This window comes from Paenibacillus terrigena DSM 21567 (assembly GCF_000374845.1).
In the GTDB taxonomy this organism is placed as follows: Bacteria; Bacillota; Bacilli; order Paenibacillales; family Paenibacillaceae; genus Paenibacillus_K; species Paenibacillus_K terrigena.
Map to the genome: position 1 here is coordinate 357,880 of NZ_KB895419.1, position 21,909 is coordinate 379,788.

At 43.2% G+C, this 21,909-nt stretch carries 17 protein-coding genes; 11 read left to right on the top strand and 6 right to left on the bottom strand.

Translation table 11 applies throughout. The annotated features are described in order from the left end of the window. Position 1: 1 nt before the first annotated feature. The 4 genes from C558_RS0121705 to C558_RS0121720 are packed head-to-tail and all read right to left on the bottom strand — an operon-like array spanning position 2 to position 8,915. Positions 2 to 1,282, bottom strand: a complete 1,281-nt coding sequence (locus C558_RS0121705) for a vWA domain-containing protein (RefSeq protein ID WP_018758410.1) — start codon at positions 1,280 to 1,282, stop codon at positions 2 to 4. Between the two features lie 39 nt (positions 1,283 to 1,321). After that, a complete protein-coding gene (locus C558_RS0121710) occupies positions 1,322 to 3,706 on the bottom strand; it encodes a hypothetical protein (RefSeq protein ID WP_018758411.1) in 2,385 nt (794 codons plus the stop codon). 1 nt (position 3,707) lies between these two features. Continuing rightward, a complete protein-coding gene (locus C558_RS0121715) occupies positions 3,708 to 7,100 on the bottom strand; it encodes a tubulin-like doman-containing protein (protein WP_018758412.1) in 3,393 nt (1,130 codons plus the stop codon). Between the two features lie 33 nt (positions 7,101 to 7,133). After that, entirely contained in the window at positions 7,134 to 8,915 is a 1,782-nt protein-coding gene (locus C558_RS0121720; protein WP_018758413.1) for a vWA domain-containing protein, read from the bottom strand. A gap of 387 nt (positions 8,916 to 9,302) precedes the next feature. Here C558_RS0121720 and C558_RS0121730 point away from each other — a divergent pair, with 387 nt between their 5' ends. The 9 genes from C558_RS0121730 to C558_RS33305 all read left to right on the top strand — a co-directional run bounded on the left by C558_RS0121730 (position 9,303) and on the right by C558_RS33305 (position 16,825). Further along, positions 9,303 to 10,265 (top strand): hypothetical protein, encoded by a 963-nt coding sequence (locus tag C558_RS0121730; RefSeq protein WP_018758415.1) that lies wholly within the window; start codon positions 9,303 to 9,305, stop codon positions 10,263 to 10,265. Then, on the top strand, positions 10,262 to 12,004 hold the full coding sequence (locus C558_RS0121735) for a hypothetical protein (protein WP_018758416.1): 1,743 nt from the start codon (positions 10,262 to 10,264) through the stop codon (positions 12,002 to 12,004). The genes C558_RS0121730 and C558_RS0121735 overlap by 4 nt, the downstream gene beginning before the upstream one ends. A 96-nt stretch (positions 12,005 to 12,100) precedes the next feature. Further along, positions 12,101 to 12,292: a peptidase G2 autoproteolytic cleavage domain-containing protein gene (locus C558_RS33300; protein WP_245583851.1), complete on the top strand. Its 192-nt coding sequence runs from the start codon at positions 12,101 to 12,103 to the stop codon at positions 12,290 to 12,292. Positions 12,293 to 12,530: 238 nt separating this feature from the next. Further along, positions 12,531 to 12,974, top strand: coding sequence for an SMI1/KNR4 family protein (locus tag C558_RS0121740; protein WP_018758417.1), 444 nt, complete (start codon positions 12,531 to 12,533; stop codon positions 12,972 to 12,974). 63 nt (positions 12,975 to 13,037) lie between these two features. Then, complete coding sequence (locus tag C558_RS0121745; protein WP_018758418.1) at positions 13,038 to 13,508, top strand: hypothetical protein; 471 nt, start codon at positions 13,038 to 13,040, stop codon at positions 13,506 to 13,508. Positions 13,509 to 13,898: 390 nt separating this feature from the next. Beyond that, positions 13,899 to 14,444, top strand: coding sequence for a DUF2004 domain-containing protein (locus C558_RS32765; protein WP_018758419.1), 546 nt, complete (start codon positions 13,899 to 13,901; stop codon positions 14,442 to 14,444). Between the two features lie 57 nt (positions 14,445 to 14,501). Beyond that, the gene (locus C558_RS31645; protein WP_018758420.1) at positions 14,502 to 14,804 is read left to right on the top strand and encodes a hypothetical protein; all 303 of its coding nucleotides are present in this window, start codon (positions 14,502 to 14,504) and stop codon (positions 14,802 to 14,804) included. Positions 14,805 to 14,897: 93 nt separating this feature from the next. Continuing rightward, the gene (locus tag C558_RS35235; protein ID WP_018758421.1) at positions 14,898 to 15,713 is read left to right on the top strand and encodes a DUF5713 family protein; all 816 of its coding nucleotides are present in this window, start codon (positions 14,898 to 14,900) and stop codon (positions 15,711 to 15,713) included. A gap of 344 nt (positions 15,714 to 16,057) precedes the next feature. After that, complete coding sequence (locus C558_RS33305; protein ID WP_018758422.1) at positions 16,058 to 16,825, top strand: Imm51 family immunity protein; 768 nt, start codon at positions 16,058 to 16,060, stop codon at positions 16,823 to 16,825. Between the two features lie 502 nt (positions 16,826 to 17,327). Here C558_RS33305 and C558_RS0121775 read toward each other — a convergent pair. After that, entirely contained in the window at positions 17,328 to 17,927 is a 600-nt protein-coding gene (locus C558_RS0121775) for a GNAT family N-acetyltransferase (RefSeq protein ID WP_018758423.1), read from the bottom strand. A 553-nt stretch (positions 17,928 to 18,480) separates the two neighbouring features. Then, positions 18,481 to 20,634: a serine hydrolase domain-containing protein gene (locus C558_RS0121785; protein WP_018758425.1), complete on the bottom strand. Its 2,154-nt coding sequence runs from the start codon at positions 20,632 to 20,634 to the stop codon at positions 18,481 to 18,483. 289 nt (positions 20,635 to 20,923) lie between these two features. On the opposite strand from C558_RS0121785, the gene C558_RS34485 reads away from it, so the two are divergent. Then, entirely contained in the window at positions 20,924 to 21,253 is a 330-nt protein-coding gene (locus tag C558_RS34485; protein WP_018758426.1) for a hypothetical protein, read from the top strand. A 29-nt stretch (positions 21,254 to 21,282) separates the two neighbouring features. Next, the gene (locus tag C558_RS0121795; protein WP_018758427.1) at positions 21,283 to 21,579 is read left to right on the top strand and encodes a hypothetical protein; all 297 of its coding nucleotides are present in this window, start codon (positions 21,283 to 21,285) and stop codon (positions 21,577 to 21,579) included. The last annotated feature ends 330 nt before the right edge of the window (positions 21,580 to 21,909 follow it).

Here is a 21,909-nt window from a genome sequence, read left to right on the forward strand (position 1 = left end):
ACTAAAAACCTTTGTTGCGTTGGTCTCGAGCCCTGTTCTCGAAGCTTTGGTTCGGGCGACCGGCATGCAGGTTGCGATGGCGATCTTGACGCAGCCGTTGATATTCCTGAATGGGAATGATCCAGGTGAACAAGCCAATCACGCCTGCCAATACTAGGGTAGCAATGAACCGTGTCAATCCATCGGTAAATGGGTGTCCGGATAATCCAAACTCTAACAATAAACCAGCTAACAGTCCTGCAACAGACCCGCCGATCATAAAGCTGCGGGCGAGATGGCGATTGTCAAAGACGAGACCTAGCGATAAGCCGATTCCTGTACCGATGAGTAGTAATGCGATGATCCGCAAAATCATGTAATACGCGTTATCCTTGGTGTTGTCCGATCTTTCTGTGACTAGGGTGCGATTACCAAGGTTATCGTAGATTTTCTGGAACACGAGCGATAGATCATCGGCTTTCGTAACATCGTAATATTGTCCGCCTGTTCGATCAGCAATTTGTTGCAAGAGGGCGGTACCCTCTGGGTTGACAAGACTTAAACCGATCGTATTGATCGCAATTTGGTTCTGCTCATATTTGGCAAGCATCTGGTTCGTATCGATTTCGCTAAAGCCGTCGGAGAGAAGAATGACCATCGTTCCTCGCTGCGCGGTTCCTTTCTCCTGAATTTGCTTCATGGCTTCATCCAAGGAAAGTGCAATATTCGTTCCACCGTCGGTCTGCTGCAGGGCATCGATTTTCGCCGTGATCTCGTCTTTGGCAGCTTGATTGTTCACTGCGGTAAACGGTTGGATGACTTCAACTTGATCATTGAACACCAAGACCGAGAGTTGATTATCGCTGTCCATTTTTTGAATTAAACGTTTGGCAGCGGCGTAGCGATCTTGATTTGGGTCCGTCTCCGTCATACTGCCTGAGTTGTCGATCACAAGCACGATGTCTTTGACAGGCTTCGCCCCGCCGACATTGATATGGTAGAGGGCTTCGAGTGCAAGCCCGACAACGAACAGCAGCACAAGCGTGACCGGAACAAGTAATTTCCATGACGTTCCCATATACCGCTGGCGCCATGATGAGCCATTAAGTCGCGGTGCAATCATCTCCGCGATAAGGCAGAATAGTCCAATGAAGAAGGCGAGGGAGCCAAAGTATAACCCGATCACAACGAACGTTGGCATCGAATCAAGCAAAGTATGAAGGATGAGCTCACCGACCGCAAAGCCGACGGCGCCTCCGATGATGCTGAATAACACGAGTAGTAAGTTGATCTTGCGCTGCAACGACAATCATCCTCTCTATGAAACCTGTATCGGTTTGATTTAGCGAAGCTCTGACAACTGATGAACATCCACACCGTGAAATTCATATTCATTTTGCATATAGCTTTCATAGTAAATTTTTCCGTTGCGATAATACATTAAATCTTCGACGTGGAAGCCGCCCATCATATTCAATTTGTCTACGCCGCTGCTACGTTTCTCATGCACACAGCCTAATTTATAGATCCGTGTAGTCTCATCCGCACCTAAAGCGAAGCGAATAAATTCGCTTGTATAATCACCGAAGAAATATTTCTCTTCGTAGCGATGCTCATGCGTGTAATCCAACAGGCGGATATGAATTCCTGCTTGTTCCTCGAGTGTACGGTAGAGCTTCTTAAATAGTTCATCCTTTGATAACACTTGTTTGTTCTCATAGGCTATGGTCACATTCGCACGCTGCAGCAACTCTTCTTCAAAGGTTTGCTGGAAGGGTTCAGCGGTTAGAAGATGTTGTCGACAGACGGCCATGAGTTTCTTAGTATAGGCTTCGTTTCCTTGATGGAGCAGCGAAGAGATGCTGCCCATATAACGTTCATCGAAGAAAATTTCCTGCCCACGCTTCGCCTCCAGGTCTTCCATGACACGCTGCGTTACCCTTTCATAGAACTCGATAATGTTCTGGCCAATATAATCATCTGCTGTACGTATACTTTCAAGCGCTGCTTCATGAAGGGCATCACGGAGCTCCTGAACCTGCTGGACCTGCCGCTGATAGATGCCATGTAGCTGCTCTAAAGCCGTTTCAGCCCGTTTCAACAAGGTTAGTTCCACATCAAGACGAAGCTTCTCTAGTTTTTTGCGATAGATCTTCTCAAAGAAAAAGCGAATGAAACTGCGCACGTTGTGCTTATCCATAAATGGCATTCTTTTAAAAGTCTGGTTATCGACTTTTTCCTGATAGAGCTGTTCCAGCTCAGAGACAACGAAGTCTTTCTCCGATTCTCGTTGTCGAATCAGGCTGCGTATCACCGGCAGAATACTCTCATGCTCGACCCATGGATTCGTCCATTGGAACAACTGCATGAATCCGACCTGCGGGAACAGCGACGCTTGTTTCTCCATTGAACGCTGCAAAAGAGTATTCATATCCAGTTGGTCAACGGCTAAATTCGCTTCTTGTACAAAATTAGCGTGAAAATAGGCTCGGCAGCCATCCCCGAAAAGGGCTTGTTCCGCGTCCTCGAGGGATAGGGACTTCAACTGTGAATAACTCATCTCACGCGACATGATCCCACTCATATCATCAATTTTCCCTTCATCAGGAAGAAGGGAGGTGAGAAGTCCATCGATCGTAGAAGGATCGAGACCGAAATACATGAGCTTCTTCTCATTGCTCACATGAAGTTCTCTTTGTATGCGATGAATCAGTTCCTGGTGAAAGTGGTAGAGCACAGTCAATGCGATCGATTGATTGGGCCGCTTGATTTTGGAAATGCCCGCCGATACATAGCCTTGTCGTCCCAATTCCGACATTAAGTTGTTCTTGAATGAAGTGTTGTTATAGCTGTTCTGGTTCATCTCGAATGTTGCTTCCTGCTGCTTGCGATTCTTCAGTAAGCTGATATGGCAGATGATCTCATAATTATCCTGCATGTCGCTCGGGGATGAAATCCCGCGTTCATTCTTATCCGATAGGATGTACGCCAGATCGAATAGAGGGGAGGCCGCATGCGTAACAGGAATCGAGATACCATCCTCTGTGACTTGTAGCGGTGCAGAGAACGAATAGTCCTTGCGCTGCATCGTATCTAACTCCCGAAGAAAGGCAACGCCGAGCGAACTGCTGTAGCCGAAGGTGTCGACTTGATCCCGCTCACTGATGAGCGCGTACAGATCCATCAGTACAGATTTAAAGGATTGGCTCAGGATGCTATGCGCGAGCAAGGTAACCTCCGGTATAAACACATTAAGCGGGTCCTCGACCCGCGTAATGACAGACAGATGAATACGGTCAAATGAAGCGTAGTTTCGACCATAATCAGCAATATGACGACTTACCTGGCGCAGCACCCGGTTCAGTTCGAACCAGGGCTGTGTTTGCTGGGTTAAGCTTTGATAGATATGTTTGCGAAGCGATTTGTCGTTTCGCTCTTCCGTGCATACGGGCAAGACTAGGCGGCTGACACGGGAAGGATGGTCGGTACCTATCCCCGAAGTTTTGGCGCCATCTTCAGAAGCAATATGCACATACATGATTCCGGCGCTATTGACCGATTTTTTCTCATGAATCCGTATCATCGGCTCTATCGCTTCGGCAGCTTTATCCCCGACATACATAAATACAGTAGGGTAGTGGAAGCTGCTCAGATCATCGCCTTTGCCCGATAGACGTTCTTCTTCATAGGCATATTGCGTTGCGAATTGGTGTAATAAAGGTTTCATACTAGGACTTCAACTTTCTGCGAATCGCATGGAGTTTCGTAGTCATTTGCTTATAGAACTGGTAAGCATCTTCGCCATTTGCAAGTTCGATTTTCTCATATTCTAAGCGATCGCGGGCATCCAGGAACACTTCATACAATTCTTCGAGCTTGGACAGAAGAGGTGCAATATCCTCCGATGCTGTCATCTCGGAACTGCGGCGGGACGCTTTACGCATCAGAATGCTGCGGTTCTTCTCATCCAACTGACGGAACTGCTCGAAAATCTCGAATTCCACGAAATCGCGGCTCTTCATCAGATTGGCGAACGGTTCCCAAGCTTCTTCTTCCGCATCTCGGTCGTAGACGTAGAGTGCGCCTTTTTTGCAAATCGTACCGGTATAGAAGGCTTCAATAAATTGATCCTGCAACTTCTCTTCCCCTTGGAATTGGGCAAGCACTTTTTCCAGTTCTATTACTTTGGTCTGGATCGCCTCATACTTCGCAATCTCTTCCCGGACACGTGTTATCAACTGCGGTGAGCGAATAAAGTTCTCTTTGGCCATGTCCTCATGGATACTTCCGAAGATATCCTTCGTAGATTCTTGAACCAAGCCTTCATCGAGCATACGGCGAAGCTCTGCACGCGCACGTTGAACCTCACCAAGATTAGGCTTGGATGTATGCAATTGCATATCAAATCCGCCGAGGATATCTGCTAGATGCAGTGGTAACGTGAACACGACAGTATAACGGCTGCTTGTTGTCTGATCAACGTCTTTCAGCTTAATGATGTTCCATTCCACAGCTTTGGTGAATTCACCCCGAATACGTGCGTTGTAATCACGTACGCGAGCATTGCTGTAGGTTTCGCCCCAGGACTTCTGCGGAATAGGAGACGGTAAATACGTCCAGTTCACTTTGTCGGTCTGCACGAGGTGACGACCAATACCTTCCTTATCCAGAATCGTTCTCTCGTAGCTTTCCTCATACACTTTAAGCGGCGTGTAGACGAAGAGAGGTACGCCATTGCGTGTATTTAACCAGAAGATCCGGTTCTTCACTTCACTTTCTTTGACCGTGAAATGGGATTTTCCCACTGCGTTGTTCTGATAATTGCGAATCCCTTTCAGAATACTCGGCGCTTGAACAGGTACAGATACGAATCCCCAGGAAGGGAAGTATAAATTGCCGGCGCTGTTGCTCAAATGGAAGACCGGCACGGCTTCCTCGTCAAGCTTGCTTGCAATATTGCGTTCAACGAACTTCTCAATCGATTCTTCGTGCCCGAATTTCATCACGAGGAATTCTTCCATGGATTGTGTGATCAAATCTCCGAATTTCTCGGATAGGAAATCGGAGATGGAGCTAACAATGTCGAGATCTTGTTCCTTGATCCAATGATTGGAGTGGTTCAGGAGTTCGGATGCGAAATCACGAATGAGATCGTCGACTTCTTTTTGCTCCATGATCTTGCTGATGACTTTCGAAATGTCCGGAACACTGACAAGATTCCAGTAGTATGTCTTATTGCCTTTGTGATCTGCTTGTTCATCGGCATTGATTAAGATATCGCCGTTTTTCTCGAAGATCGATTTTAACGCGTTCAAGATCTCGGTAAAGACATGGTAAATCCGATTGTTCTCGGCGTTCAGCAATGCATAGAGGTCTTCATAGAACTCGATCATTTGCTCGGTTCGTTCCAAATCGGCATGAAGCCAGTACTCACTGATTTTGGAATCGATATAAGCATTTTTCTTTTTATCCTTCGAGATAAAAGCACTTCTAGCATCGCTTAATGTCTCTTCCGAAAAATCGCGGGCTGCCTCAATATCGCGAGGGATACGGACGAGATTATCACGTAACGTTTCGATGTAAGAGAGCAGCATCTTAAGCAAGCAGAATCCCTTTTCCGTATGGATCAGTCGGGATACATAAATCGGACCTTGTTCCGGATGGAGGAACATACGTCGAATTTGATCCGTGAACTGCGCTACGATCTCACCTGGCAGTTGCTTCTTGACTTTAATGTATTCTTCACGCGCACGAGTCAGGAACGTCTGTTCTAACTCGGTATCCATGTTAATGACTTGATGCTTCACGACATTGTTGTAGCTCAGCCGCTCGCTATTCTCGTAACCAGGCAAGGGCTCAGGGATACGGGATTCGAAGGTTTTCACCATGGAATCCAGATCAACCCCGATTTTACGCGCAAATTTCTCCGTTTCTTCTTGGGAAGGGGATTTCTCGAACATAACCTCCATCTTCGTAAATAAGCGATAGCCTAAGTAAGTTGTCATTTCTTCAATCGGAAGAACAGCGGATGATGCCCCGATAATGTTGTATTCATAGTTCGCCGGATAAGCTTTATTCATCTGAGCGATGTTCGTCCGGATATTGCTGATATAGTCATGGATCGCGAATTCTTCGCCGGATTGTTTCTCTTCGCTTGCCATGAAGTTCGTAATATTCTCGGCGGTGACATTCATGCAATAATCATAAGCATTCTCGAGCAGCTTGCCTTCGGTATTCGTCGCCGAAATCAGATGACACAGATTGAATGGAGGTAGCGGTGAATTAACCGTCAAGATATTGCCATATTGCTGCTGGAATCGCTCCCCACGGCTGTCTACATTCATCCAGTAATCCAACTCTTTTAAGGCAGCATAACCATTCTTTTTGATATATTCCCGCGTATGTTCGCTCAAGCTCTTATTGGATAAGTTGATGTCTGGCGTGAACAGGTAGCCTAGCGTATTGACGCGGTCGATACCGGCAGAGCCATGATCACGTTCAATGATGCCCCGCACGATATAGGAAATATCGAGGAAACAGCCGCTGCCCGTACCGCCGGATAGACCCGTAAGTAGGAACACCATCAGTTTTTTATTGGTGCCGACAGATAACGTTTTGATTTTTTTGTCGATGGCCTGTACGACTTGATTAATTTTGGTGAAGAGGAGAAGACGTCCGGCTTGACGAACCCCTGCAGCCCCGTTCATGCCATCAGTGATCGATAGTTCCGGCGATAGCCAGTCAGTAATATAAGGCTCAAGGATGCTGCGATTCTGCAACAATCCACCAATTTCTGCGTTAGATAACAGGACGAACTCATTCAATGGATCCAGACCGATCCCTTTATATTTCTTCGCGCGATCTTGTTCGTTGGTCTCAAACGCCAGAAATTCGACATTGTCGGGCTTGTCGCGTTTTTTCTTGGATAGCGGGTCTTCAGGTAATCTGAATCTACGGTTGATTTGGTATTTCAGACGAAGCAATGCGTCAATTCCGGTTCCGCCAAGTCCGATGATCAGAATGGGGTTGTCGATCGTATCGACACGGATCTTTTCACTGACGATACCGCCGCCTAGGGATACGTCCAATTGTTGTATATGCTCTCTTACGATGGGTTTCATTTCATTTCCTCCTTAAGGATCACTGGTACGGATTTAAACGAGATATTCTATAAAAATGGTTTTATCAATACTGCTCATCGTGATCGTAATGCGATCCGAACTCTTCAACTCCAATCCTCGGCTTGCGTCTAACGTACGGCCGGACTTCTCGATTGAGCTAGAGGCTTGATTCTTCAATAGAATGTGATCATTCTTGGCAGGGAAGAAGATAATATGCTCGGTTTCCTTAAGCTCAGGTGCGAGCTGCAGGAGTTGGTGTAAATTGAATTTGCCTTTAAAAGCTTTTAATTTCTTGTACTGCGGGTAACTTTTCTCTCCGGTATTCTCATCACGGATCTCAACGACAAGTTGACCGACGAAGCCGCGATTCGCTTTTTTCACGGCTGCAAGAATGAAATAACCTCCGGTTGCAATCGCAGCCAATATAATCGCGCCTAGAATAACGGGCCAAATCGGAAATGATTTCTCGTCTTTGGATGCCGGTTGGCTCGGTGTGACGGCAGTTCCGCCAGATGCCTTCGCATTTATCGTCACAGGATCTGATTCGCGATAGAAGCTCTTTTCTTCAGCTCTTACGGTTAATTCATAGGCTTTCTGATCCGGTACGGTATAGGTTCCTTTAAAGTGATCCCCCGCGTTGGTCAAAGGCATCTCCGTTACGTTCCCAGTTCCAAGGTCTTTGACTTTGAGGACAGCTGTCATGTTGCTATAGAGACCATTGTCTTGAAGCTTCTGACCGTTGCTCGTGAGATAGGCGCCAATGTCAATGGTATCTCCCTTTTTATACGTTTTCTGAGGGATCGGGTCTAGCGCCAGTTCCAAATCGTAGTTAAAGACGAGATTGATGTCGATTTTGTTCTTGTCTGCACCTTTGACTTGAAGTTTCCAATCGCCCTGAACAGGTTTGAGCATTTTCACCAGGGTGTAGCTCTTTGACTTCGATATCAGGACTTCATTGGAAGGAACAGGAATAGATTGTCCTGATGGATTCGTTAATTTGATGTCAACAGGTTTGGATGACATAATGGAGATATTCGCTTCAAGGACGTTCGAATTCGGAACATTGACTGTGACATCTTGATAGTTTCCGTTCCCCGTTAGGGATTGAATAGGGACAATATTAAGTTTCAAATGGCTGGCAAATATTTCACTTAGAATTTGAGGGAGATCATCGGCTGAACTCGTCTCGAAAGATTTGGCGCCCGTTCGCGTAGATAAGTCTGCTAGAGCTTCCTTATTCAGTTTGCCATCCGCATTGAGCCCAATGGTATAGATCGGAATATTCTTGTTCTTCGCGTCTTCGACGGCTTGGTTCAATTCTTGGTCTGATTGTGCTTGCGTCCGATTGGATTTCTTGTTCAATGCGTTATTGCCGTCTGCAAGGACGACGATCATGGGTTCGTGGCTTGCATCCGCACCATCTTCTAGCACTTTAACCGCTTCACGAACCCCGACTGCAATATCCGTATAGGTGCCGCGATTAAGTTGATCAATAAATTGCTTTAAATCTTGTTTGTCCGTATTGGATTTGATTTCAAGAAGTGCTTTTTCACGCTCGATTCGATCCGTATAGGCAATGATGCCCACCTTATCGCCCTGAACGGATAACATGTCGATGAACATTTTCATCGCTTCATTGCCGATTTTGTTTTTGTCGCTGCTATTCATCGAGTTACTGACATCCACGACCAGCACTGCGTCAATCTTAGACGATTGGGCAGCCGCGTGAGCAGCAGGTATGCTACCGGCCAGAGGAAGAAGCAGCATCGAGAAGGTTAGCATCAAGATCATAAGGCCGATTTTATTTTTAAACATAGGTAAGGCTCCTTTTTCTGTGTGATCTTATTTGTTATTCTAGATATTCATGCTTAATACAAGATGAAATAAGAATAAAGAAAATAATGTAAAAAAATCTAGTTTTGTATCGTATCATACAAAAAAAGAACGATGTTTGCTAGAATCCCGAATCTTTCATTATGATATAGTTAAAGCCATTGAACTTCAACTTTTCCAGAATATTGCTCCTTGTAAAATGTAATAAAGAAAGGAACCTCATATGTTTGCATACGTATTTATTGGAATTTTGTTTCTCTTTGTCATTGTAAAATGTATTCAATATGGATGGCACCGTAAAAAATCATTAGACCCGGCAACCATCGACAAAGCGTTGCTAGGCATGCTGAATTCAGAGCGTGATCAGGCATGAACAAGAGAAACTCCAAAACCCCTGTATTTTTGAAGTCTTATGATAAAACAAAATATCGATACGAAAAGCTCAAGGTATGCAAGAAATGCCATGCTTTCACGATCTTAGGGGACACGACCTGCCCGAATTGCGGCAAACCTCATCTGATCCCTGTCGAAGAACAAGCGGAGCGTAACGCGAAGCATGCCATGCATACAACGGTTCTTATTGCCGTGTGTATCGGTCTAATTAGCATTCTCTTAAGCAGTACGTTGCTGCAGATGGTGCTATGCGGCATTGCCAGCATCGTGTTGATCGGCGTCTTATGGATCGTGCAACGAAATGTGCTCGATGCAGAGTGTCTCCGTGCGTTAGATAAGCTATTCCATGCCAATGAGAAAAATGTCCAAGACGGAATCATTCATGATTACAAAGCTGCAATCGATAATTGGGATACGGATAAGCAGCGTTGTTACGAAATGCTGCGAGAGATCAGCACTTTATTGCACAATGATATGATTCGTATACGGCAACTGACGCTGCTTCAGACATTTTTGCTTCGTAAAGATATGGACTTAGAACTTGAACCGCTGCTTGTCCGCAAATATGAACCCGTGCTGGTCGAATATATCGGTGAGCTGGCAAAGATCAAACGAGACTTGATTAAAGACCGAACGTTTCAATATATCATGGCATACGAGCCAGAAATTATGGGGCAGGAACAGGGTCGAGACATCCTAACGGCCGTTGCCGGAGCCACAGTACGCATGAAGCATTACGTTCGCAGTTATTCGGGTTTAGTCAGACGCTATGCCTATAATCTGCCAAAAGATCGTTTCCTTCGCCTTTACCAGATGATCGAACAATATCCGAACGAAGATTGGGGGCGGCTGTCGGAAGAAGTCATGCGTATTTACACGGAAAAATATCAATGGGATCCTGACTTTCAACAAAAAGGTCAAAGGGGTCACACTATATGACGATCATTCGGGCGATAACCCCTCGAAATGTGATGATTTTTTTGTGCGCGCTGGTTCTGGTCCTGATCGGGGTTAAAGGGGTATATATCATTCTCAAAATGAATAACGTAGCGGAGGCCGACCGACTGTGGGCTAATAAGCAACTGGTGGAAGCGGAAACCTCTTATACCAACGCTTTGAATAATCGATGGATTCGTTATCAGGAAGATAAAATATCTGCGCGTTTACTGGAGCTTGCTCCGATTACGGAAATGAAACAAACGTTGGCAGATCTGAACATCGAATTGCTTCAGGTGGAGAAGAACAATGATTTCGGACGCTTCATGACGGCATATACGAGCTACCAGATATTTAAAGCGCCCCATGCTAATGCAGAAAATCCATTCGCTGTCTATTATCAACAAATTGCGAAATCAACGCAAGTCGCTGCGAAGGTAGAAGACACCTTCCAATATTTCATTGAGCGCTTCTATGCACAGATGTCATCGAATCTCAAAGATAAGAACTACGAGGATGAGAGCTTTAAATCGAATTTGTGGAAGATTCCTTCGGCCTACTACCATCGAGATGGCAAACGAGCGGATGATCTATCGGCAACATTCAAGAAGTATGATGAACAGAAGATGGATCAAATCGCGAGCGTGGGCCAATACCAGACGTTATTGAATGAAGCTGTGTCCATGCAGAAGACCTATGCAGACTTGGAATTGAAAGGAAGTTGGGTTCCCAAAAAAGTAGAGGCGCTGGTGGGAGCCTTCTTGCGGAGCGATGTTGGTCAAGCGCGTTATGCTGATTTTGCTATGCATACGAAGATGTATGTTGAATATGCCAAGTCAGTGCAAGTGAAATCGGGTATTGAAGCTTATATCAACAGCCAATTTCGGAAATGGATGAAAGAAGCGAAAACGTTGATTCGCAACGGGGAATATCAAAAAGCGATTCTAATCTACGAGGGCATTGCGGAATACCAAGATACGAAACAGGAGTTGCAGGATGCGAAGACAGCATGGACGGCAGCGGACCCTGTAAGGCTTCTGAGCGTAGATAGCCGTGTGAACTATGAACAGGTAAGCGGTGGGAAAGACCGGTTTGGCGCCCAAGTCTATGTCATTGCGACGGATGCGATGAATAACCTCTATTATGGGACTTCGGATCGCGACAACCATGTTTCGGTGCTGAAATATGATGCTGTTCCGAAGGGGGTTAAGATTCGAAGCTTAAGGATTGAAGAGAAGTTGAGCACGCGCAATATACCAGTAATTGTCTTAGAAATGGATTCCAATCAGCGAGGGGCTTGGTACCAGGCATTTAACGTGATTAATGGTCAACTGCACCCATTATTTCAATTCGAGGCGGATGGGTATGAAGTACAGTCCGATGGCACATTACACGTGAATAATCCAAATATTGCTGAAGCGGAAGGGCAATTGGCAGTCTATGAACTCGTGAACGACACGTACCAATATTCAGGAATCGTACAGCAGTTTACGGATATCGTTGTTGGGGATTTGTGGCAGTATCAGCACATGAAGGTTCGTTTTACCGCGAACATCGTCACAGTCGGAGAATCCGGTGTTTATGCCCAAATGGGGGATAGTCTCATACAATTACAAGGCGATTTCTCCTATTCAATCGGAACAGCGGTTATTATCGGAACCTTCGATCAGTCGAAAGATGTGCAGATTGGGGATCAAATGCTGAATATTCCGGTCGTAGAAGTGGAGAGCATTACGAACTAGTCTAGTGCAACGCCTGTTATGCTGGAAGATAGCTGCGAACTAAGGTGAAAAAACCTCTTTCAGACAGATGAATGGGGCAGAATACAATATTACGAGGTGGTAGTTCCAGAAGAAGCGGACAGGTATGGGATTCCACAATGGTATATCCCTAGGTCTCAAAGACTTGAATGGATTGCAGTTGGCTTATTAGGGAAACTTCGTGTACGCGACGACGGTACGTTCCATGATAACCCGAAAGCAGAAGAAACGAAACTAAAACTAAAACTAAAACTAAACAAAGGGACTTAAAGAAAATTTCAGGATTGCAAAAGCATACCCAAAAGAATTATTTTTACTTGCCAACGGAAAAAATTATAATTCCTGCTAATCCACATTCACAGAACACAAGAGATAATTGGGAAGACTTTAATCTTTCAAAAATTGAGAGTGTTGAATAACTCTGAAAATAATCAAAAAGTCCGGATGCGATAGCGAGGGCTTGAACGGTAGCTGATTCGAATTAATTGGCAGGGAGGGCGACTATCCTATGAAAGATGCATTAATGAAGAGATTAAAGACTTTCCTTCATCGGGAGGATAATAGCACACTAGTAGGCAGTCCGGCGAGCCAAGAGGAAATTGCTAATGCACAGCAGCGTCTGAATGTAAACTTCCATGAGGACTATGTGCATTTTATCCGGACGTTTGGGGGGGCATATGCAGGTCTTGCGGTATATGCATTCTCAAATGGCTCCAGTCTCGGAAACGAAACGGTTGTCGATTTGACTCTTGGGGCCCGAGAGCAATTCAAGGAGCCTCCCTTTGCAGAGGTTTTACGAACCAGCTATGTCATCTCTATGGATGGTTCCGGCGATCCGATTATAATCAATGAGGCAGGAAACGTTTTCATTTGTTACCACGATATCGGGGAGATCGAGTTATTATCGGATTCATTCGAGGCGCTGATCGAGGATAATTTTTATGAATGGTGAATGTTGTAATGCAAAGTACAGAATTACGTTATATTAAGATAGGATATAAAAGGGAGATTTATTATGAATAATAGTATTGCGGAACATTGGAATCTTGAAAAGCATGAACTGCCCGGTATTAACTGCATCATCTTTCCAAATGGCACTGTAACAATATTAAATTGTTACAGCACATATAACCCCAACACAAAAGAAAGTGAATTTTTTTGCTCTCCCTTGTGTGACACAACCATTGACAGCATTGCAAAGTATAATGTTGAATATTGGACGATCGTTGATGAATGGGTCAGTATTGATTATCAAGACGGGAAAATCTATGGCGGTGATGGTCAAATGGGAAATGAAGGATTTATTGCCTGTACGGATGCTGAGGACCGTTTGGTATGGGGAATATTTTTTGAAAATTCAAACCCTATAAAAAACTTAGAAATCAAAGATAAAATCCTAATCGCTATTAATGAGCATACCGAATTACAAATTGAAATCAACTTAGAAAACCTCACCCAAATTAAAATGACTTGCATAAAGTCTTAATAAGGATTCATCATTTTGCTTTCTCCATATACCACGAAATAAGCATTTTCTAACTTTTTGAGAGGGTATTCATAACCTCTCTTTTTCCGTACATCCATCCGAATAAGAGACATACAGTAAAACGAAAAATACAAGGCAAATTTAATTTATCATCCTAGTCTGCACGAAGAATTTCCTATTTCGTTTCAATAGAAATAGGGGTACAGCCAACAAAACGCGTATTTACAACATTAAGCCATCCATGTGTCCAGATAGGCTCATAAAGTTGGTGAATGAAGCGTCAGAAAAAATTGAAAACGACCTAATCTAGATGTTCCCACTTAATGTTGTTAATCCACGTTTTGATGGTGGGACCCCTAATTGAACAGAAAGATCAAAGGAGCAAACTAAATGATGAAACAAATACCAAGCACGAAATTTCCTAGTCTAGAGTACACACCCGGCGAATCTATTTGCATAGATAACCTAATGCCTGATAACAAGATCCCGTTTTATTTTAATGTGTCGGAAAAAATTACACAAAATGAGAGCGCTATCGCTCGTGTTTCCCATGCACTTGATCACATGGATGAGTTGGTAAACAAGGCTCGGGCGCATCTAAGAAATATTATTCAAAATTCAAAAGACCCTAGTTATAAGTTGCTTCATGATTTCTTTGCTTTTCATCTTTTAGAAATGGATGATGAATGCTTAAAAGTAATGTTTGGGATGGAGCAACCTGAAACATTAAGTGAACTGGAGATGGTTGACCTACTTATGCTAAAAAGCTTGGGAAGCAGCTTGGGCGAAGGTTGGTTGGGAAGTAACTTTGAAAATGAGCAAAAAAAACAGATTTTCATCATGGATTTTACTTTTGACCCAGAGTATACGGATCAGTTGATTGTTGTCTATTTGGATGCAAACGATAACATACTGACTATTAGCCATGAAAGTTAAGATCAAGAATCTAAGAGCCTAAAAAAAGATGATTTATTCGAAAAACTTGTTTGTAAGATGGAAAAAGCTTTTGGCATTAGTTTACCTTACGAAAATAAAAAAGGTCGTTTTATTGCTGAAGGTGACACAGCTGCTTATAAAGTCACACTTGTTGATAGAGTAGATGACCTTAGTGATTTGTTGTGTGATGAACATCACACTTTAGATATCCGAATCGATATGGATGAATCCTTGAACAATGAAAAATATGAAGAAGATGTAGTAACAAGATTGAAAAATGGTGAAATCAGATGGAAATATGGTATTTGGACTAAAGCTACAGACGATGAGGAATATCGTAAAATTTATCCTGATTCTTAGAATTTTATATCCTTAATTTGCAATATGATGATAGTTGATTTTCGATAGATTTGGATAATAGTTACTATCTTACAAACGAAAAGAGGCAGAGTGATGGAAAAAGACCCTTTCGCACAACTTATTATTTGGCATCAAGAAGATGAACATGAAAAAATAGTAGATAGAATTATGGAAATTCCCCAATCAGACAGAGATTATAAGACGGTCAGTTTATTGGCAAGAGCTATGAATAATCTGGAACGTTACAATGAAGCACTTCAACAGCTTTTGGCTATTGCAAAACTAGGTGAGAATGACCCACTTTGGCATTTTCGTGTGGGCTACTCCTACTATTATCTTGAACAATATGAGGAAGCATTAAGAGAATTTGAAATTACAGATAAGCTAGATCCAGAAGATAGAGATACTTTGACATTATTAGATTGGAGCCGTGGTAAAGTCGACCGAAAGAAAAAGAAACTCAAGCAATCTGCCGCATTGAAAGTTATGAACGAACAAACTATGGTTAACGAAGCAAGTGAAGTTCCCTTTGAAGATGTAGTAAAAGTTGAAGACAAAATTAAACCATTTGTGCTAAGCGTGCAAGATAATGGTAGTGCGTCATTTGAATATTTAAAAGATATGTATATTGATGGATATTTCCCTAATTTTCTTGTGGATAAAGTCAAAGCTGAACTAGTTAAAGTTGTTGAATTTTTGGAACAAGGAAATCAAGATATCGAAGAAATTCAGTCAAAGCTTAATTTCGCCATCCATGCAATCAATGATCTTGCAGAAGAGTTTGACGAAAATGACAGCGAAATTGAAACAGTTGCGAGAGAATCAATTGCACAAACTGTTGAAGATATTTTAGCCTTTTTTGGTATCGAAATAGATACAGAAGTAGCCATTCGTGAACGTGATTGGTAGTTTCTTTGATCAGCAGATTTGAAAAAGCCACCAGAACATCAAGAAAAGAACAGCTATAATAGCCCAAAAAGAAGCTAAACTTCAAAGGTTAATCGAATCAGTGGTTCGCACAAGTCAAAAGCAAAACTGATCGTAGCTCGTCGCCTTAGTTTTTCAACAGCTGCTTTCATTTTTTTAGGCGTCCAAGGCACACCATGCATAGCATGTATTCACTCTTCACTCATAAGTTTACCCCTCGCTTCATTTCTCATATAATTGCAATTGATTGAACTTCATAGATCATATGGGTTATTCTAATATATGGAAATCATTTTTTGATTAAAGTAAGAGGAGATGATACAAAGATGGATAAGGATTTATTGAAACAGCTCACTCTTTGGCATAACAAGAGCCAGCATGCGAAAATCATTAACAAAATTATGGATATACCCGAGGTAGACAGGGACTATGACTTAGTTTGCCTTTTGGCAAGAGCATTGAATAATCAAGAAAATTATAATGAAGCTATCCATTATTTTTTATCTGTGCAAGAGCAAGGCGAGCACGACCCTCTTTGGCATTTCCGAATAGGATATGCTTATTATTACCTTGAACAGTATAAGGAAGCGATCGTTGCTTTTGAACAAGCTGTAGCACTAGATCCTGAAGATTCACATGGCAGGACGTTTTTAGAAATGAGCCGCAACGCCGCTGCTAGAGCAGGAAATGAAATCATCCATATAGTAAACGTTGAAAAGGGGATGAGGATTGGGACTGACCCCCGTTTGTTAGAAGTTGAAGAAAAAATAAACCCATTTGGGCTAGTTGCGCATAATAATGGAAGCATATCAATGATTTTAGGTGTTGGCAAATATAAGCATGAAATTTTTCAAACACGAGCCGAAGAAGGATGTGAAGGCAATGGCTATGATTGGGGTTCATTAGCAGCCGTGTTTCTTGAAGAAAAAATGCCTCACTTAGTTGATATCATACGATTTGACCCGGAAGCCGATACGTTATGCATTTATACAGACAATAAAGAAGCCATACTTAGTTTTGCAATCGCCTTTAAGGAAGCATGTGAAGATGACGCATTAATGAAAGACCTATTTTCACGAGCTGTATTAGATTGATTGGAAATATCAAAGAGTGGGAGTGACTTAACTGTCTGTGAACAGCTTGGACCTATACAGTAAATGTCATTTTTATATGTACTTCTTCACAAAACCCGTATTTTGTACATATGTAGAGAAGTTGGTTTTAGCCCTTATTCTATAAGAGTTTATGATTCAACTATCGTTCAATAACAGCCAATTATAATTTTTTCTTTTGTATTCTTTCAATAATTATCCAAGTGTAATAAATTAACCAAAAGAGAATAGGAACTAATAACACATAAGGTCTCTTATTTGCTGGAAGAAAGTAAAATAAATATAGCCCAATTATTTTAGCATTGGCGGCATTAAAATAAAATATTTCCTTTTATGCACATTCATCCCCTCCCTTTTGTTTAATATTAACAAAAACACCACCCTCTTGTTCAACTAAACTGCCCGTTAGTTGAGAAAAGGCAGCCGATCTCAAGAAGTCAGCTACCTGCAAATGTCTTTTATTGAGCTATCGTGTCCCGTTAGTTTAGTCAATTCGTTGCTTATCTGGTTTAACCCATTCATTCGGTGTGAAAGACCAATTCAGATTACTACAAATTTTACTCCAGCGTTCTTCACTATCCTCGGTATAGAGGAATGGAACAAAGCCAATTTTCAAATATATTTTAAGGGCAGATAGACGGTGATCATTTGTAACTACACGGATATTCCTATATCCAGCTTGAATCAGACGTGCAGTAGCAGCAGTTGATACTGTGTATCCAATTCCTTTTCCTCGATGCTCAGGTAAGGTAATAACATAACCAATGTCCCCACCGAATTGAAAGTGCCAATGCGGTGATGAAGGATGGTGAAGAGCCGATGCTGTACTTACAACTTTGCCAGTCTCCTCATGAACTACGAAAAATAAGCCCTCAGGCAGGACATGGTCTAAGAATTCATTAATATGTACCTCGCCACTCTCCCATCCTTCTGACGCCAATAACTTTGCAAGGTTAGCCTCGTCACCCACTTGATATGTTCTTAATTGATACCCGTCACTTAGCTCTGGAATTTTTAGCTGTAGCTTCAAACGATTATGTGGATACACCAGAAAAATTGGTCTTGTACGTTTCTCAATTGTCAATTTATCACCCCACTTAAAAATCGTACCGAATATATATATTTCCCTACATGACTAAACAATCCTGCCCGTTAGCACAACGCGGCTGCCGATCCATGCCGGCAACCCCGTTTTAATTAAGCTATAGTGTCCGGTTAGTTCAGTAACAGCCAATTATAATTTTTTCGTTTGTATTCTTTCAATAAATATCCAAGTGTAATAAATAAACCAAAAAACAATAGGAACTAATAACACATAAAGTCTCTTATTTGCTGGAAGAAAGTAAAATAAATATAGCCCAATTATTAGCATTGGCGGCATTAAAATAAAATATTTCTTTTTATGCACTTTCATCCCCTCCCTTTTGTTTAATATTAACAAAAATACCACCCTCTTGTTCAACTAAACTGCCCGTTAGCTTAATAAAATGAGCAGACTGCGGTAGCCTGCTCAACAATAAGTTTTATTCAACTAACATGCGCCGTTAGTTGAGAAATCCATCCTACTTTTCCTGAGGATTCTTCTTTTTTATAAGCAGGACTGTATCCGGGCCAGTTATGAAATGTCTATTTCGAAGTTACTGCGCGGAAACCTCGAACTTCGTGCCGGCATCTCCAGCGAAAACAATGGATCCGCCCCAAGGAAGGACGACCTGATCCTTGCCGCCTATGACACTGAAGTAGATGCATGTACCCTTCGCATCATAAACAGCGAAGGAGGCGTTCGTGGACATGTTCACCTTAACGGTCTTGCCCCCGTCTTTGTCGCTTATCGTATACCACTGGGCGTATCCGCTCGACGGAATCGTAACGATTGACTTCTTAGCGAAGCTGATGGGCTTCACGGCGTCCTCGTTCACTAAAATTCTTCCGCCTTGTTCCAAGTACTCAACACCGTCCTGCGTAAAGAACGTTAAACCTGAGAGATCCCGACCGTTCATTCCCGGAATTTGCAATTCGGAGACGGCCGTATTCGGGCCTGTTATTCGCTTGTCTAACACGTACCCTGGCAATTGTTTCGACACATTTAATTGGATGGGTGGCAACACCAGATAAATGAGTGACGTATACTTCTCATTCAGCAGATAATACTTCTTGCCATCGCGTTGCTTCCATGCTTTTTTTGTCTTTGTCGGAAGATCTTGAGGCAGGAGCTTCTCGGCGTTGTACTCTGACTGAGCCGTCTGCCCAAGACCTGGCACCGAAACGTATTGACGAATCCATAAGTAGGTGCGGCCATTCACCTTCGTTACGAAGTTGATCATCGTATTCCCGTCCGTACTCCGGAACGTGCCATCCGCCGAATACTCGTAGATCTGGAACGGATTAACGGGCGACTGCTCCGAAGTGATGAACATGACGCCGTTTTCGTTAATATCGATGTTAGACGTTCCAATATACGAACCATAGATTCCCGAATACTTCAGCATTGACTCCGGCATATCATTCTTTACCGGAGCGCCGTACGACTTCTCATGCTTAAATTCAGCAATTGTCCCTTTCTCCTTCAGTGCCTGAAGCAGAATTTCGTTAGCCAAGAGCTGGTCGTACATGCTTGACCCACCAGAAGTGACGACAGCTGCCGCCATGTCCTGCTCGGGAAGCACAACAAGCGACGCGTGATAGAGAAGCGTGTCCCCGCCTTTGGTCAGCGCCTTCATCCCATACTCGCTGAAAGGATACAGATTGACACTGTCCCAGCCTAGACCATATTCGAACGAGCTGTCCGCATCGTCAGGCCACAAAGGTGTTTTGTACTCGTCTTGCGCCATAGCCGCAACCGATTTTCCGGACAACACTTCTTTCGCTTCCCCTGTGAAAATTCGCGAGAATGCAGCCAAATCTTCCGCAGTGGAATAAATACCTCCAGCTGCGATCAAGTTAACCGTCTGGTTGGGAAGTTGCCCTGTGTAAGTAGGATAATAGAGTCCCGCCATCTTTGCTTCGTTCGGAGAATCGAGCGGCGTCTCCGTATTGGCCATACCCAGAGGCTCCGTAATATACCGATGGATATAAGAGGTGAAGTCCATACCGCTGACATGTTCAACCAGAATCTCGGCCAGCGTAAATCCGTCATTGCAGTAAACCGAGTAGGCACCCGGGTCCGCCTTCAAGGTCTGTCCTGCTAGTTGCTCTAGCAGTGTGTCGTGAGCATAAGTATCGTTATCTTCGAATAAAACGGCGTCAGTCGCCGACGATCCGTTCAGGCCGGAAGAATGATTCAGTAGCATGCGCGGCGTAATCTGCTTGTATCGTTCATCGTTCATCGTAAACTCGGGGATATACTGGACGATCGGTGTATCGAGATCGATTTTCTCTTGGTCGACCAGCTGCATGACGGCAACCGTGGTAAACATTTTACTCGTCGAGCCGATCCCATACATCGTGTCTTTCGTAAGTGGCTTCTGTCCCTTCACATCATTCTTGCCAGATTGGCCGGACACGACGATATTGCCATGATCGATAATGGCGTACTGCACGCTATTTGTGCCGTAAGTGTTCGTGAGGAGATCTGCTTTCACTTTTGCAACTTTCTGGGTTAATTCGTAGTTGATCATGGCCTTGTTCGAGGTCGAGTCTATTGCTGCTGTTGGCACGGTTAACTGAGCAGCGCTTGGCATGTTCACCTCAGATGTATTCGACGCCACTGTCGGTGCTTTGTTGTCGTCACAGGAAGTTAGCAGCAGACACGAAGATAGCACAGCTCCTATTATCCATCGACTTTTTATCATTTGACCTCTCCTTCTTCACTTGTTTTTAATGTTATACGTCGATAGTATGTATGGGTTCCCTTTTTATGGAATTACACTATCCTGCCCGTTAGTTTAATAAAATGAGCAGACTGCGGTAGTTTGGGATGGGGGGTGGTTTACATCATTTATGGGCATGTCATATTCACACTTGCCGTAAGCACTTCCACCGACCGACTATGGGTGAAATGTAAAACGATACGAAAACAAATGATGTAAATATATGGTACAATTATGGCGTTGGATAGATATTGTTTAAAGGTTAGCTTAGATGATGAGTATTGGGGTGATCGTGATGCGATTTTTAGATAAACTTACGAACCATACGTTGTTTTGCCCAATATGTAATTCTGAGTTGAATTGGTTTGATACTGCTGTAGGTAAGGGGTATCAAAAAGACCATCTAAAATGCGTATCTTGTGACAAATATTATGTTAACGATTCACAATTAACTGAAACTGACACTCCACGACGGCGTGTAGAACATTTCAAGCAACAGGGTTTTAACGATGAAGGTTATCAAGGTGTTCCAACAAGTCACTTTTATAGACCTGAGTGGCTTAGAAAAATAGAAAAACTACTTTGGATTGGTCGGAGATGAAATAACGAGTTATTAGAAGGTGGATTATCGTGGACAACAGAAGGTTTATTAAAGCCCTCATAAATTGGAAAAAAGACCCCAGTAAGTTTCCAGAGAACGAATGGATGCGTGATATTGTTGTAAACTATGGTGAAATCAAGGATAAGACATTTTATGGTGATACATGGACTGTGCTAGTTAGGATAACAAGACATATTGATGGTACGTGGGATACATATGCTGATGTTGCTTTTATAGTTGATGAAGCACCTTGGCAATTGCTCGAAACGGGCTATAGCTTTAATCTCTGTGCAGGAAAGGATATTGCAGTTGTAACAATTATTTGAAGAGGGCATTTGCGAGCAATGATCCGTATCATAAATATAATGCATTGTTACACTATCCTGCCCTTTCGTATTATGAGGTCACCAGAACTTACTGGTCGACCTCCTTATTGTGTGGTCATAAGATTGAGGTAGCCGGGGATCGAACGTTTCTGCCCGTGGGACTCGGATCCCGAGAGCTATTCCGTTCATCCCCCCTACTTGTTAAACCATGATTAGGCTAGTTGGGGCTTTGACCCCGAATCACATGCGATAATGTGGACGACAAGAAGGTTAGGGGTTACTGGCGAATATAGAACAAGGAGTGGTTATATGAATCCTGTTATTGGACTT

Excerpts from the sequence above, each read along its gene's own strand:
- C558_RS0121710 (WP_018758411.1), bottom strand. The coding sequence starts at position 3,706 with ATGAAACCTTTATTACACCAATTCGCAACGCAATATGCCTATGAAGAA.
- C558_RS0121715 (WP_018758412.1), bottom strand. The coding sequence starts at position 7,100 with ATGAAACCCATCGTAAGAGAGCATATACAACAATTGGACGTATCCCTA.
- C558_RS0121720 (WP_018758413.1), bottom strand. The coding sequence starts at position 8,915 with ATGTTTAAAAATAAAATCGGCCTTATGATCTTGATGCTAACCTTCTCG.
- C558_RS0121730 (WP_018758415.1), top strand. The coding sequence starts at position 9,303 with ATGAACAAGAGAAACTCCAAAACCCCTGTATTTTTGAAGTCTTATGAT.
- C558_RS0121735 (WP_018758416.1), top strand. The coding sequence starts at position 10,262 with ATGACGATCATTCGGGCGATAACCCCTCGAAATGTGATGATTTTTTTG.
- C558_RS0121740 (WP_018758417.1), top strand. The coding sequence starts at position 12,531 with ATGAAAGATGCATTAATGAAGAGATTAAAGACTTTCCTTCATCGGGAG.
- C558_RS0121745 (WP_018758418.1), top strand. The coding sequence starts at position 13,038 with ATGAATAATAGTATTGCGGAACATTGGAATCTTGAAAAGCATGAACTG.
- C558_RS32765 (WP_018758419.1), top strand. The coding sequence starts at position 13,899 with ATGATGAAACAAATACCAAGCACGAAATTTCCTAGTCTAGAGTACACA.
- C558_RS31645 (WP_018758420.1), top strand. The coding sequence starts at position 14,502 with ATGGAAAAAGCTTTTGGCATTAGTTTACCTTACGAAAATAAAAAAGGT.
- C558_RS35235 (WP_018758421.1), top strand. The coding sequence starts at position 14,898 with ATGGAAAAAGACCCTTTCGCACAACTTATTATTTGGCATCAAGAAGAT.
- C558_RS33305 (WP_018758422.1), top strand. The coding sequence starts at position 16,058 with ATGGATAAGGATTTATTGAAACAGCTCACTCTTTGGCATAACAAGAGC.
- C558_RS0121785 (WP_018758425.1), bottom strand. The coding sequence starts at position 20,634 with ATGATAAAAAGTCGATGGATAATAGGAGCTGTGCTATCTTCGTGTCTG.
- C558_RS34485 (WP_018758426.1), top strand. The coding sequence starts at position 20,924 with ATGATGAGTATTGGGGTGATCGTGATGCGATTTTTAGATAAACTTACG.